Origin of the sequence: Janthinobacterium sp. SUN211 (genome assembly GCF_030587315.1) — a bacterium.
Taxonomy (GTDB): Bacteria; Pseudomonadota; Gammaproteobacteria; order Burkholderiales; family Burkholderiaceae_D; genus Janthinobacterium; species Janthinobacterium kumbetense.
In genome coordinates this window covers 217,384-230,635 of the sequence record NZ_JAPWIC010000001.1, presented here as the reverse complement: position 1 = coordinate 230,635, position 13,252 = coordinate 217,384, and the positions used below count along the sequence as shown (strand labels likewise).

General features: G+C 66.3%; 11 protein-coding genes. 4 read left to right on the top strand and 7 right to left on the bottom strand.

The window, feature by feature from the left end; genetic code table 11:
- Window positions 1–68 precede the first annotated feature (68 nt).
- From O3301_RS00975 to O3301_RS00965, 3 genes are read right to left on the bottom strand one after another with little or no spacing between them, the layout of a single operon-like run.
- Window positions 69–518 carry a GNAT family N-acetyltransferase gene (locus tag O3301_RS00975; protein ID WP_305055216.1) on the bottom strand — a complete coding sequence of 150 codons (450 nt, stop codon included), beginning with the start codon at window positions 516–518 and terminating at the stop codon, window positions 69–71.
- Between the two features lie 46 nt (window positions 519–564).
- Window positions 565–1,194 carry an NAD-dependent dehydratase gene (locus tag O3301_RS00970; protein WP_305055215.1) on the bottom strand — a complete coding sequence of 210 codons (630 nt, stop codon included), beginning with the start codon at window positions 1,192–1,194 and terminating at the stop codon, window positions 565–567.
- Between the two features lie 46 nt (window positions 1,195–1,240).
- Window positions 1,241–2,521 (bottom strand): arsenic transporter, encoded by a 1,281-nt coding sequence (locus O3301_RS00965; protein ID WP_305055214.1) that lies wholly within the window; start codon window positions 2,519–2,521, stop codon window positions 1,241–1,243.
- Window positions 2,522–2,674: 153 nt separating this feature from the next.
- On the opposite strand from O3301_RS00965, the gene O3301_RS00960 reads away from it, so the two are divergent.
- Window positions 2,675–4,156 carry a phage tail sheath C-terminal domain-containing protein gene (locus O3301_RS00960; protein ID WP_305055213.1) on the top strand — a complete coding sequence of 494 codons (1,482 nt, stop codon included), beginning with the start codon at window positions 2,675–2,677 and terminating at the stop codon, window positions 4,154–4,156.
- 24 nt (window positions 4,157–4,180) lie between these two features.
- On the opposite strand, the gene O3301_RS00955 is transcribed toward O3301_RS00960, so the two are convergent.
- Complete coding sequence (locus tag O3301_RS00955) at window positions 4,181–5,830, bottom strand: DUF4394 domain-containing protein (protein ID WP_305055212.1); 1,650 nt, start codon at window positions 5,828–5,830, stop codon at window positions 4,181–4,183.
- A gap of 196 nt (window positions 5,831–6,026) precedes the next feature.
- Between O3301_RS00955 and O3301_RS00950 the strand changes: the two genes are divergently transcribed.
- The 3 genes from O3301_RS00950 to O3301_RS00940 are packed head-to-tail and all read left to right on the top strand — an operon-like array spanning window position 6,027 to window position 7,461.
- A complete protein-coding gene (locus tag O3301_RS00950) occupies window positions 6,027–6,299 on the top strand; it encodes a DUF6150 family protein (RefSeq protein WP_289909541.1) in 273 nt (90 codons plus the stop codon).
- A 42-nt stretch (window positions 6,300–6,341) separates the two neighbouring features.
- Window positions 6,342–6,917, top strand: coding sequence for a type VI secretion system tube protein Hcp (locus tag O3301_RS00945; protein WP_305055211.1), 576 nt, complete (start codon window positions 6,342–6,344; stop codon window positions 6,915–6,917).
- A gap of 4 nt (window positions 6,918–6,921) precedes the next feature.
- Window positions 6,922–7,461, top strand: coding sequence for a contractile injection system tape measure protein (locus O3301_RS00940; RefSeq protein WP_305055210.1), 540 nt, complete (start codon window positions 6,922–6,924; stop codon window positions 7,459–7,461).
- A 44-nt stretch (window positions 7,462–7,505) separates the two neighbouring features.
- Here the strand turns inward: O3301_RS00940 and O3301_RS00935 are convergent, their stop codons facing one another.
- Genes O3301_RS00935 through O3301_RS00925 form a run of 3 tightly spaced genes read right to left on the bottom strand, consistent with a single transcriptional unit; the run spans window position 7,506 to window position 13,231 of the window.
- Window positions 7,506–8,894, bottom strand: a complete 1,389-nt coding sequence (locus O3301_RS00935) for an efflux transporter outer membrane subunit (RefSeq protein ID WP_305055209.1) — start codon at window positions 8,892–8,894, stop codon at window positions 7,506–7,508.
- Window positions 8,894–12,040 carry an efflux RND transporter permease subunit gene (locus O3301_RS00930; RefSeq protein ID WP_305055208.1) on the bottom strand — a complete coding sequence of 1,049 codons (3,147 nt, stop codon included), beginning with the start codon at window positions 12,038–12,040 and terminating at the stop codon, window positions 8,894–8,896. The genes O3301_RS00935 and O3301_RS00930 overlap by 1 nt, the downstream gene beginning before the upstream one ends.
- A 33-nt stretch (window positions 12,041–12,073) precedes the next feature.
- Window positions 12,074–13,231, bottom strand: coding sequence for an efflux RND transporter periplasmic adaptor subunit (locus O3301_RS00925; RefSeq protein ID WP_251349092.1), 1,158 nt, complete (start codon window positions 13,229–13,231; stop codon window positions 12,074–12,076).
- Window positions 13,232–13,252 lie beyond the last annotated feature (21 nt).

Genomic DNA, 13,252 nt, shown 5'->3' with positions numbered 1-13,252 from the left:
ATGGTAAGCGATTAACGTTAGCATTTCAATCAATTATTGGGCACGGCACGGCGCCATGCCTGCCGCCGCTACACCGGCAGTTGCAGCACCATGTCCCATTGATCGATGCCCGGCCCGAAGCCGTCCGGCGTCACGTTGACCGTCACGAAACCGTAGCCCGCATAAAAGCCTTGCGTGTGCTGGCTGGTATTCATGCGCACGCTGGCGATGCCCGGCACGGCGCGGATGGCGTCCAGGCGCGCCTGCGTCAGCGCCCGGCCCAGTCCCTGGCCATGCGCATCCTGCGCCACCATGCCCCAGCACAGGCTGGCGACGCTGCCGCCCGCCTCGATGGCATGGCCGCCGCAGGCGACGATGCGGCCGTCGCGCAGAATGACCAGGTAGGGATGCGTCGAGGTATCGAGCCAGGCGGCAAAGTCCGCGCGCTCGGACGGGTCGAAAAAGCGCGGTGTATTGCCGTCGAACAGGGCCAGGCAGGCATCGCGGTCGCCGGCCTGGTAAGGGCGTACAGTCTGCATTGCTATCCTTTTCAGAAACAGGAAGGGAAATTACACGGGCGCGCACTCACAGCAGCTGCTCCGACGTCACCACGTGCACGCCCGGCGCGGCGGCCAGCGCCGCTTCCAGCAAGGCGCTGGCGATGCGCGGCGCGGGATTGATGCGCCAGCGGCGCGGCAGCACGGGACCGAGCACGCGCAGGATGCGCAAGGCGGCGCCCTCGCCCGCCCGCGCCACGGCGCGCTCGCCGCCGATCAGCCCCGGGCGCACGTGCGTGAGCGAACGAAAACCCAGCGCTTGCAGGTCGCGTTCCAGCTCGCCCTTGACGCGGTTATAGAAGATGCGCGAAGCGGCGTTGGCGCCGGCCGCGGAATTGAGCACGTACGTGCGCGTGCCGGCCGCCAGCGCCAGCCGCGCCACGGCCAGCGGATAGTCGTGGTCCACGCGCGAAAATATTTGCCGGGTGCCGGCCACCTTCATCGTCGTGCCCAGGGTGCAGATGACGGCGTCCGCCTGCCACCACGATGCGTCAGGCGGCAATTGATCGAAATCAATGAGCGGCGCGGCCAGCTTGGGATGGGGCGGCAAGGGCTTGCGCACGGGCGCCACGACGGCCGTGATCCGCGCATCCATCAGCGCCAGGCGCAGCACTTCGCTGCCGACGAGCCCGGTAGCGCCTACGAGCAGTAATTTCATTGCATCCCAGTATAAAGTTGCTCACAGCCACCACCATACACGGAACTCAGGACAGGCGCAGCGCCAGCGCGGCCAGCGTCACCAGCAGCACGGGCACGGTCAGCACGATGCCGACGCGGAAATAGTATCCCCAGGAAATGTGGATGTTCTTGCTGTCGAGCACGTGCAACCATAGCAAGGTGGCCAGGCTGCCGATCGGCGTGATCTTCGGCCCCAGGTCGCTGCCGATGACGTTCGCGTAAATCATCGCTTCGCGCACGGCGCCCTGCGCCGTGGTCGGGTCGATGGCCAGCGCGCCCACGAGCACCGTCGGCAAGTTGTTCATCACGGATGACAATAACGCCGTCAGCACGCCCGTGCCCATGGCCGCGCCCCACACGCCGTACTGCGCAAAGTGGTTCAGCATGCCCGTCAGGTAAGCCGTCAAGCCCGCATTGCGCAAGCCGTACACGACCAGGTACATGCCCAGCGAAAAGACGACGATGTGCCATGGCGCATGGCGCAGCACGTAGCGCGTGGAAATCACGTGGCCCTTGCCGGCCACGCCCAGCAGCAGCGCGGCGCCCACGGCGGCGATCAGGCTGATGGGTACGCCCAGGGATTCCTGCGAGAAAAAGCCCACCAGCAGCAGCGCCAGCACCAGCCAGCCCGCGCGGAAGGTGGCCAGGTCGCGGATGGCGGCGTCCGGGCGTTTCAGCTGCGCCACTGCATAATCACGGGGAATATCCTGGCGGAAAAAGAGCAGCAAGGCCGCCAGGGTGGCCAGCACGGCGACGACGTTGACTGGCACCATCACGGCCGCGTACTCGGCAAAGCCGATCTTGAAGAAATCGGCCGAGACGATATTCACCAGATTCGACACCACCAGCGGCAGGCTGGCCGTGTCGGCGATGAAGCCGGCCGCCATCACGTAGGCCAGGGTTGCCTTGGCGGAAAACTTCAGCGCCCGCAGCATGGCGATGACGATGGGCGTGAGGATCAGCGCGGCGCCGTCGTTAGCGAACACGGCGGAAACGAGGGCGCCCAGCAAGACCAGCAGCACGAACAGTTTGCTGCCGCTGCCGCCGCCCCAGCGCGCCACGTGCAAGGCGGCCCACTCGAAGAAACCGGCCGCGTCCAGCAGCAGGCTGATGATGATCACGGCGATGAACGTGCCGGTGGCGTTCCACACGATGTGCCAGACGACGGGGATGTCGCCCCAGTGGATGACGCCCGCCAGCAAGGCGACACACGCGCCGATGACGGCGCTCCAGCCGATGCCCAGGCCGCGCGGCTGCCAGATGACGAGGATGAGGGTGGCGAGGAAGATCAGGAAAGCGGTCAGCATGGGTGGGGCATCCGAAAATAGACAATGAATTCAATACTTCAATAATACTGGAAATATCAAATAGATGTGAGCATAAATTCCCATGCCAGTCTGATAACTGATTATACTAGCCCATCGCTCGGCCCCGCCCCCCCTCTGCCCCACCAGGAAAGCATGCATATGGCGCAATACCAGACTCCCGGCGTGTATATCGTGGAAAAAACCGCCTTCCCCAATTCAGTCATCGAGGTCGCGACGGCCGTGCCAGCCTTTGTCGGCTACACGGCCGGCGCCAGCCATCAAGGAAAGTCGCTGCACAACAAGCCTTGGCGCATCACCTCGATGGAGGAATTTGAAGCCTGTTTCGGCGGCGCGCCCGTGCCGGAATTCACGCTTGAGGCGGAAGCGACCCCAGGCGCCGCAACGCCCTTTGCGCTGCACCAGGTCGGCGGAAGATTCCTGCTGTATCACAGCATGCGGCTCTTTTTCCGCAACGGCGGCGGTGCCTGCCATATCGTTTCCGTCGGCAACTACCATGACGCGCCCGATGTCGGCGCACTGCGCGCCGGCATCGATGCCCTGCGGCAGGCGCCGGAAGTCACGCTGCTGGCCGTGCCCGACGCCATGCTGCTGGCGCAGGACGACTGCCATGCGCTGCAACGGCACATGCTCGAGCATTGCGGCCAGGAAATGCGCAACCGCTTCGCCATCCTCGACATCCATGCCGGCGCAGCCCCATTGACGGATGGGCCCGTGGCCGCTTTCCGGAACGGCATCGGCAGCGCCGCGCTGGCGTATGGCGCCGCCTATTATCCGTGGCTGGAAACCACGGTGGTTTCGCTGGACGAGCTCAACTTCACCTGCCTTCGCGCCAGCCAGTGGAACGCACTGAAAAACCTGCTGCCGCAGGCGCTGGACGCCGGCCGGCAGCGGCAAGTGTCCGCCCTGTTCGAGCAGATGGCCAGCGTAGCTGCGTCAGCGGACGGTCAGGCCAGCCGCATCGCTGCCATCCATCAGTCGCTGCTCGCCCTCTGCCCCGTGTACGCGCAACTGCTGCTGGCCATGCAAAGCCAGCTCAATCTGCTGCCGCCCGGCGCCGCCATGGCGGGCATATATACGATGGTCGACAACGCGCGCGGCGTGTGGAAAGCACCGGCCAATGTGAGCCTCGACGCCGTCAGCGCACCGGCCGTACACATCTCGCACGATGAGCAGGAAGACCTCAACGTGAGCGGCAGCGGCACGTCGGTCAACGCCATCCGCAGCTTTGTTGGCGAGGGCACACTGGTGTGGGGCGCCCGCACCCTCGATGGCAACAGCCTCGACTGGCGCTACATTAATGTCCGCCGCACCGTGATCATGCTGGCGGAATCGCTGCGCCTGGCCTACCTGGCCTATGTGTTCGAGCCAAACGTGTCCGGCACCTGGGTCACCGTCCGGGGAATGACGAACAACTTCCTGACCGGCGTCTGGAAGCGTGGCGGCCTGGCGGGCGCCTCGCCGGAGGATAGCTTCAGCGTGTCCGTCGGCCTGGGCGAAACCATGACGCCGGAAGACATCCTGGAAGGCATCTTGCGGGTCACCATCCTGGTCGCCGTCAGCCGCCCGGCCGAATTCATCGAGCTCACATTCCAGCAGCAGATGCAGAAATCGTGACACGCCGGGCGGCGCCAGCCCGCCTTACTTGAGCGCGATGGCGATATCGGTCAGCCCCACCGCCCCGTTGCCGATGGCGGATGCCGCCGGCGTGGCCGCGCCGCCGCTCAGCACGGCCGCGCCTGTTGCCAGGTCGATGCGGTACAGGGAGCTCGGTCCCGCGGCAGACGTGCGCAGGGCCGCCAGGGCCAGGCCGTTCGCCCCGCCCGCGATATCGAAGCCCGCGTCGCCCGCCACCGCCACGCCCAGCAAGCCCACATTCACCAGGGTGCCGTCGTTGGGCGGATTTTGCAGGGCGAGCGCGGCGCTGGCCGTGTCGATATCGAACAGCATGGTGGCCGTCGTGCCGGCAAAGCTGTTAGTGTAGGCCGCCGCCGTGACGACAGGCGCCGCGCCCGCGCGGTTGACGGCGCCGTCGGTCGTGGTGGCGCCCGTGTCGACGTTGATGCGCAGGCTTTGTCCCGTGTTGCCGATCACGCGCAGGCGGTCGGCGACGGGGTTGAAATCGACACCGAAGGCCGTGCCGGCGATGGCCGTGTACGGCGCGGTGACATCCGCCGCATCGGCGGCGAGCGTCGCCTTGACGGTGGCCGCGCCCGTAGCCGGGTCGATGGTGACGATGCGCCCCGCCGACGAGATTCCGTACAGCAAGCCATCCTTGGGACGGATGTCAAAGCCCAGCAAACGCTCGCCCGCCGCCAGGCCCGTGACAGCCACGTTGGCGTCCAGCGTGTTCGGCGTGGCCGTCTTGAAGGTGACGATGCGGGCGTCGTCCGTCAAGCCGTAGGCGATGGGCGCGCCCGGCCCTGCCAAGGCGATGCCGCGCAGGTCCTCCGTCACGCCGATGGCCGCCACCAGGGTCGCCGGGGCGGTGGTCGCGGCCAGGTTCACGGTGTACAGGTTGCGCACGCCGGCCACCGTCATGACGGCGTAGCCCGTGTTGTTGCGCGCATCGATGTCGAAGCCGGCCACGCCGGTGGCCGCCACGCCCAGCGGCACGGCGCCGGCCAGGGTGCCGTTGTTGGGCGGATTTTGTGTGTACAGGGTGGCGTTGGCCGCATCGATGACGAACAGCGTGGTGCTAGCCGTGCCGGCGAAGCTGTTGGTGTAGGCCGCCGCCGTGATGGCCGTGTTGCCCGCGCCGCCGTTGATATTGCCATCCGTCGTCGTGGCGCCCGTGTCGACATTGATGTGCAGGCTTTGTCCCGTGTCGCTGACGATGCGCAGGCGGTCGGCGACCGGGTTGAAATCGACGCCGAATTGCGTGCCGGCCAGCGCCGCATAGGGCGCCGTCGTGTCGGCCGCGTCGGCCGCCAGGCTGGACTTCAGCGTGGCGGCGCCCGTCGCGCCGTTCAGGGTGTAGATGCGCCCCGTGCTGCCGACGCCGTACAGCTGGCCATCGGCGGGACGGAAATCGATGCCCAGCAGGTTTTCACCCGCCTGCAGGCCCGTGACAGTGGCCGTGGTGCGAATGGTGGCGGGCGTGGCGCGGTCGAACGACAGCAGTTTGTTGCTGGCGGTAAGCACGAAGACATCGCCAGCCACCACCACGGGTGGCGTGACGGGGTCATGGTGGCTGCTGCTGCCGCCGCAGGCGGTGAGCGACATGGCGACGGCGGAAGCGAGCAGCAGCTTGGCGAATGGCAAGGTTGGCAAGGTTGGAAGGATCGGCATGGTCGTGGCCCCTGTAAGAGTGAGTGGAAGTGCCGCCCATGCCGCGGTCGCAGCGAGCGCACCCCTGTACTACTCGCCAGGCGCCCGTTTGGATGCAGCGGCGCAAAAAAAGTTATTCTTCGCGCCTTTATGATTGTCTTTAAGCAACTTAAGCAGTGTATAGTCACGGGCACGATGGCAACGGGGAACAAGACAGGTGGCACGCATATTTCAAGCGCAGAGCATGGGAGAGGCCGACGTGCGCGTGGCCCTGGTGGAACGCGGCAGTGCCGACCTGCTGGTGCACCGCGTGACCAGCTGGGGCCTGGCGCACGGCGACGCCCTGTGGTACATCACCCGCGACCGGCAAAGCGCCACGGCCAGCGTATTTTTCGTCTCGCAGGGCATGGCGCAGCTGAAAATCTGTTTTGTCGACAGCCACGGCGAGGCAGGCTGGCAAGCGCCCCGGCCGCGCAATCTCCACCTGTAGCAGGGTGGCATCCGTGTTCACTCACTGGAAGGGAGCATCGCCATGGATTTGATCTTACTGGAACCCGGCGACGGGGAACTCGTGTTCGGCAAGGCGCCGGACGGTGAAAGCAAGAGCGGCGGTATCGACGCCATCTGGCGCGACGCTGCCACGCTGCGGGGCATCGGCCGGTGCTTCGAGCTGGTGTCATTACATCAAGGCATGAAGCAGCAAGTGACGACCGACATCAGCAACTCTGCGCGCACGTCCGGCCGGCCCGTCATCACCGAATTTACCTGCGTCAAGTATGTCGATGCGACCTCGGTCAAGCTGTACGATCTGTGCCTGCGGGCGAAGCCGCTGGGCAGCGGCCCGGACCAGCCGACCAGGCTGTACATCACCCGCCAGACGGGCGACAAGACGGCCAACCTCATCACCATCGCCCTGCGCGACGCCCTGATCAGCGAAATCCAGCTGCAAACCCATCCCGACGACATGCCCACCGAGCAGTTCAAGCTGAACTTTACGGAAATCCTCTGGACGTACAGCGTGCAGCAGGCCGACGACCAGCCCGGCGACCAGCAGACGACGGGCTGGAGCCTGGCGCGCAACCGCCCGATCAGGGCATTTACAGGATAAGCACATGAACGACGCTGTACACGCTACTGACATCGCCGACATCGGCAACGCCGGCCTGGCGCTGCTCCACCCGTTCCTGCCCACAATGTTCCAGCGGCTGGACTTGCTCGCCACTGGCGGCGATGGCAGGCCGCAGCTGCGCGGCGAACACGGCGCGCGCGCCGTTCACTTGCTACAATACCTGGTCGATGGCAGGAGCGACGCGCCGGAACCGGCACTGCTGCTGAACAAGCTGCTGTGCGGCCTGGAACCGGACTTCCCTGCTCCACCCGTCGACCTCGGCGAAGAAGAACGGGCCCTGTGCGAACAAGTGCTGGCCGCCGTGATGCGCCATTGGCCAGCGGTGGGACAAACCTCGCCCGAGGGATTGCGCCAGGTCTTTCTGCAGCGCGAAGGCCGACTGCAAAAAGGCGACGGGAAATGCACGCTGGCTGTCGTGCGCAATCCCTTCGATGTACTGCTGAGCCGCTTGCCGTGGAACCTGGCTGCCATCCGGCACCCGTGGATGCCGCAACCGCTGTTGATCGACTGGCCCGGCGCATAGCCCGGCAAGCCCACGCCCGGCTGGCCGCCATCCCGCAAAGCGGGCTACTCTTCCAGCCCGCCCCCCAGCGCCTTGTACAGGGCCACGGCCGACTTGAACTGGTCGCGCCGCGCGTCGAGCAAGGCTTGCTGCGCCGCATACGACTGGCGCTGCGCGTCGAGCAATTCCAGCCGGCTGTCCTGGCCCGCGTCGTAGCGCAGCTGCGACAGGCGCTGGCGCTGCTGCGCCGCCGTCACCACGCGTTCCTGCGCGGCGATCTGCTGCGCATACGTGGCGCTGCCCGCCAGGCCGTCGCGCACGTCGCGAAACGCCGCCTGGATGGCTTGCTCGTATTGCAGCACGGCCACATCCTTGCGCAGGCGCGACAGCTGCAATTCCGCGCGCAGCTGGCCGCCCTGGAACAGCGGCTGCGTCACTTGCGGCGCGAACGACCAGCTGCGCGCGCCGCCGCGGAACAGGTCACCCAGTTCCGGGCTGGCCAGGCCCAGCTGCGCCGTCAGCGACAGGCGCGGGAAGAAGGCGGCGCGCGCGGCGCCGATTTCCGCATTCGCCGCCACCAGCGCGTATTCCGCTTGCAGGATGTCGGGACGGCGCGCCAGCAAGTCCGACGGCAGGCCGGGCGGCAGCTGCGTCAGCACGGGCTGGCCGTCGAGCGCCCGGCCCGCCGGCAAGTCGGCGGGCAACGGCGCGCCCAGCAGCAATTCCAGGTTGTTGCGCGCCAAGGCGCTGGCACGTTCCCGCGCCTGCACGTCCGCTTCCGCCGTGGCCGCCTGTCCTTCCGCTTGCGCTACATCAAGACCGCTGCCCTGCTGCGCGCCGTGCAGGCGCTGCGTCAGGACCAGCGCCTGGCGCCAATCGAGCAGGGTTTGCCGCGCCAGCGCCAGCTGCTCCTCGGCCAGCCGCTGTTCCAGGTAGGCGTCGGCCACGGCGCCGATCAGGGCCATGTGGGCGGCCCGCTGGCCCTGCTGCGTGGCCAGGTAGCGCGCAAAGGCGGCCTCCGACAGGGAGCGCAGGCGGCCGAACAGGTCGATTTCGAACGCGCTCATGGCGATGCCGGCCGTAAATTGGTTTTGCACCGTGGGATTTTGTCCCGTGGCATCGGCAGCGCGCTGGCGCGTGCCGCCACCGTTGAGACCAATCGCCGGATAGCGGCCCGCATCCTGGATCTGGTACTGGGCCCGCACGGCTTCCACGTTGAGGGATGCCACGCGCAAGTCGCGGTTGTTTTCCAGCGCGATGTCGACCAGGCGCTGCAGGCGCGCATCGAGCAGCATCTGGCGCCAGCCCAGGTTGGCCGCCGTGTCGGCCGTGCCTGGCGCGGCGGCCTCGGCATACGCGGCGGGAATCGGCGGCGCCGGCTTGACCAGCGGCGGCGTCAATGAACAGGCCGACAAGGCCAGCGCGGCCAGCGGCGTGATAAAAATCAAACGCATTACAACTCTCCTTCCACCGCCTTGACGGCGATGCGATTACTGCGTTTGTTGAAGTACGTGTCCATCTTGTCGACGGCGCCCAGCACCACGACAAAGAACACGGGCACGAAAAACACGGCAAGCACGGTGGCGGTGATCATGCCGCCGAACACGCCCGTGCCGATCGCATGCTGCGTCTCGGCGCTGGCGCCAGTGGCCAGCATCAGCGGCACCACGCCCAGCGCGAACGCCAGCGACGTCATCAGGATCGGGCGCAAGCGCAACCTGGCCGCTTCCACCGTCGCCTCGACCAATCCCTTGCCCTGCGCCTGCAACTGGCGCGCATATTCGACGATCAGGATGGCGTTCTTCGCGGAAAGACCAATAATCGTGATCATGCCCACCTTGAAGAACACATCGTTCGGCATGCCGCGCAACATCACGGCCAGCACGGCGCCCAGCAAGCCCAACGGCACGACCAGCATGACGGAGACGGGAATGCTCCAGCTTTCATACAGGGCCGCCAGCACGAGGAAGACCACCAGCATCGACAGCGCCATCAGCATGGGCGCTTGCGAGGCCGATTCCTTCTCTTGCAGCGATTGGCCCGTCCACGCCAGCGCGAAACCGGGCGGCAATTGCTTCACGAGGCGCTCCATTTCCAGCATGGCGTCGCCGCTGGACACGCCGGGCGCCGCGCTGCCCGAAATGCGCGCCGCCGGATAACCCTGGTAGCGCACCAGCTGCAGCGGCGATTCGCTCCACACAGGGCGCACCAGCTCGCCCAGGGCCACCATGCCGCCCGCGTTATTGCGAATGCGCAAGGCCAGCACGTCGTTCAGCTGCATGCGCGACGGTGCATCGGCCTGGATGATCACTTGCTGCATGCGGCCCGCATTCGGGAAATCGTTGACATAGGTCGACCCCATGGCCGCCGTCAGCATGTCGGCGATGGCCGTAAACGACACGCCCAGCGCTTCCGCCTTGGTGCGGTCGATATCGAGGCGCACGCTGGCGCCGGGCGGCAAGCCGTCCGGATACACGCCCGCCACCTTGGCGCTTTGTGCCGCCAGGCCCAGCAGCTGGTTCTGCGCCGCCTGCAGGGCAGCGATGCCCTGGTTGGCGCGGTCTTGCAGGCGCAGGGAAAAGCCGGACGAGTTGCCCAGTTCATCGATGGCGGGCGGCATCAGGCTCATGATCACGCCCTCCTTCGCCTGCGACATGGCGGCCTGCGCCAGCGCCACTTCTTCCTGCGCCGTGGCGCCGTTGCGCTGTTTCCAGTCCTTCAGCATGGTGAACGCCAGGCCCGCATTCGGCCCCGCGCCGGAAAAGCTGAAGCCAAGGATCGATTGATTTACCTCAATACCGGGCCGCGTGGCCACATGCTGTTCGTACAGCTTGACGACATCGAGCGTGCGCTCCATGGTGGCGTCGGACGGCAGCTGGATCGAGGTGATGAAATAGCCCTGGTCTTCTTCCGGCAAAAAGGCCGACGGCAGCTGCATGAAGGCCACGCCCAGCGCCGCGACGATGGCGCCGTACAGCACCATCGAGCGTCCCGCGCGTTTCAGCATGGCCACCACGCCCTTTTCATAGCGCGCCGTCATGCGCTCAAACTGGCGGTCGAACCACAGGAAGAATCCCTTCTTGTCATGGTCGTGCGGGCCGATGGGTTTCAACATCGTGGCGCACAGGGCCGGCGTCAGGGTGAGCGCCAAAAACGCCGAGAACAGGATCGACACGGCCATGGCCAGCGTGAACTGGCGGTAGATGGCGCCCACGGAACCGCTGGCCAGCGCCATCGGGATGAACACGGCTGTCAGCACCAGCGTGATGCCCACCACGGCGCCCGTGATTTCGCGCATGGCTTTGGAAGTCGCTTCCTTCGGCGACAAGCCCTCGGTCGCCATCAGGCGCTCGACCGCTTCCACCACCACGATGGCGTCATCGACGATGATGCCGATGGCCAGCACCATGCCGAACATGGTCAGCACGTTGACGGAATAGCCGGCCAGCAGCATCACCGTAAACGTCCCCATCAGGGCGATCGGCGCGACGATGGCGGGAATCAAGGTGTAGCGTATCTTTTGCAGGAACAGGTACATGACGAGGAACACCAGCACCATCGCTTCCAACAGCGTGACGATGACCTTCTCGATCGAGATCTTCACGAACGGCGCCGTATCGAACGGCACCGAATACTTGATCCCGGCCGGCATGGTGTGCGCCAGTTCGGCCATGCGCGCGCGCACGGCGGCCGCCGTCTGCACGGCGTTGGCGCCGGGCGACAGCATGATGGCGGCGCCCGACGCGGCTTGCCCGTTTTCGCGGATGCTGAAATTGAAGCTTTGCGCGCCCAGCGACACTTTCGCCACGTCGCCGATGGTCACTTTCGAGCCGTCGGCATTCGCGCGCAGCACGATGGCGGCAAATTCGGCCGGCGTTTGCAGCTGGCCCTGCACCGTCAGCGGGATGGTCACGCGCTGGCCGTGCACGGCGGGCGAGTCGCCCAGGCGGCCCGGCGCGATCTGCGCATTTTGCTGCGCGATGGCGGCCGTCAGCTCGCCCATGGCGATGTTGTACGACACCAGCTTGGCCGGATCGACCCAGATGCGCATGGCGCGCTCGGAACCGAACAGCTGCACCTTGCCCACGCCGGGAATGCGGCGCAGTTCTTCCGTCACGTTGCGCGCCAGGTAGTCGCCCAGCGCCACTTCATCGTGCTGGCCATTGTCCGAGATCAAACTGACGATCATCAAAAAGCCGGACGACGCCGATTCCACCGTCAAGCCGTTTTGCCGCACGGCTTGCGGCAGGCGCGGTTCGATGGCTTTCAGGCGGTTTTGCACGTCCACCTGCGCCATTTCCGGATTCGTGCCCGGCTGGAAGGTGACGGTGATCGAGGCCGAGCCCGACGTATCGGTGGACGACTCGAAATACAGCAGGTGCTTGACGCCCGACAGTTCGCGTTCGATCAAGCCCACCACGGAATCGTTCATGGTTTGCGGCGTGGCGCCGGGATAATTGGCGCTGATGCTGACGCTGGGCGGCGCCACCGAGGGAAAGCGCGCAATCGGCAATTGTGGTATGGCGATCAGTCCGAACAGGACGATGAAGACCGCCACCACCCACGCGAAGACGGGGCGGTTGATGAAAAATTGAGGCATGTCATTAGGCTTTCATTGTATTCATATGGTGCATCAACGCGCCTTGGCGGCAGCCGCCGTTGCCACGACGGCTGGCTTCCACGGCTGCGGCGCGGCCGTGGCGCCCGGCTGCAAGCGCTCCTGGCCTTCGATGACGACGGTTTCGCCAGCCTTCAAGCCGCCGTTGACCACGTACTGGTGCTCGATCACGTCGCCCACGCTAATGGGTTTAAGACTTGCTTTGTTCGTGCCATCGAGCACCCAGGCCTGCGCCTGGCCGCCGCTGCTGTGCAAGACGGCTTGCTGCGGCAACAGCACGCCATTCGCCTGCACGGCGCGGGCGATGCGGGCGCGTACGAACATGCCTGGCAGCAACTGGCGCTGCGGATTGTCGACCAGCACGCGGATGACGGCGTCGCCCGTGCCCGCATCGACGCTGATGCCCGAGAACAGGATGCGCCCCGTGACGGGATGCGGCTGGCCATCGGCGCCCAGGATGGTCACGGGCAGCTTGTCCGCGCCGCCCGTGCCCGACGCTTGCAATGCCGCCAGCGCGGCGGCCGGCTGGCGCACGTCCACATACACCTTGTCGATCTGCTGGATGCGCGCCATCGGCGTGGCATCGGCCAGGCCCACCAGCGCGCCTTCCGTCACCAGCTCCGAACCGATGCGCCCGGCAATGGGCGCCTCGATGCTGGCGAAGGCCAGGTCCAGGCGGCGGCGCGCCAGAGCGGCGCGCGCCTGCGCCACGGTAGCCACGGCTTGCTCGCGCTGGGCCACGGCATCGTCATACGCCTGGCGGCTGATGGCGTCCGCCTCCACGAGCGGCTTCAACCTGTCGGCCTGGCTGCTGGCGCGGTTGGCCGTGGCCACCGCATGCTGCAGGGCGGCGGCGGCCGAATCGACGTCCGCCTGGAACGGCGCCGGGTTGAGCTGGAACAACTTCTGCCCCGCCTTTACTTCGGCGCCCTGCTCGAACTGGCGGCGCAGCACGATGCCGCCCACTTGCGGGCGGATGTCGGCCGTGCGGAAGGCGGCCACCCGGCCCGGCAATTCATCGCTGAGGACGACGGGCGCCGCTTGCAGCTTGAGTACCGTCACGGCGGCGGGCGGCGCCGCGCCTTCTTCCGGCGCGGGTTTGGAACAGGCGGCAAGGCTGAGCAGTGCCGCGGCGATCAACATGTTTTTCTTGGTGAGGTGGCTCGGATGCATGGTCTTTCTCTATGGCAGATC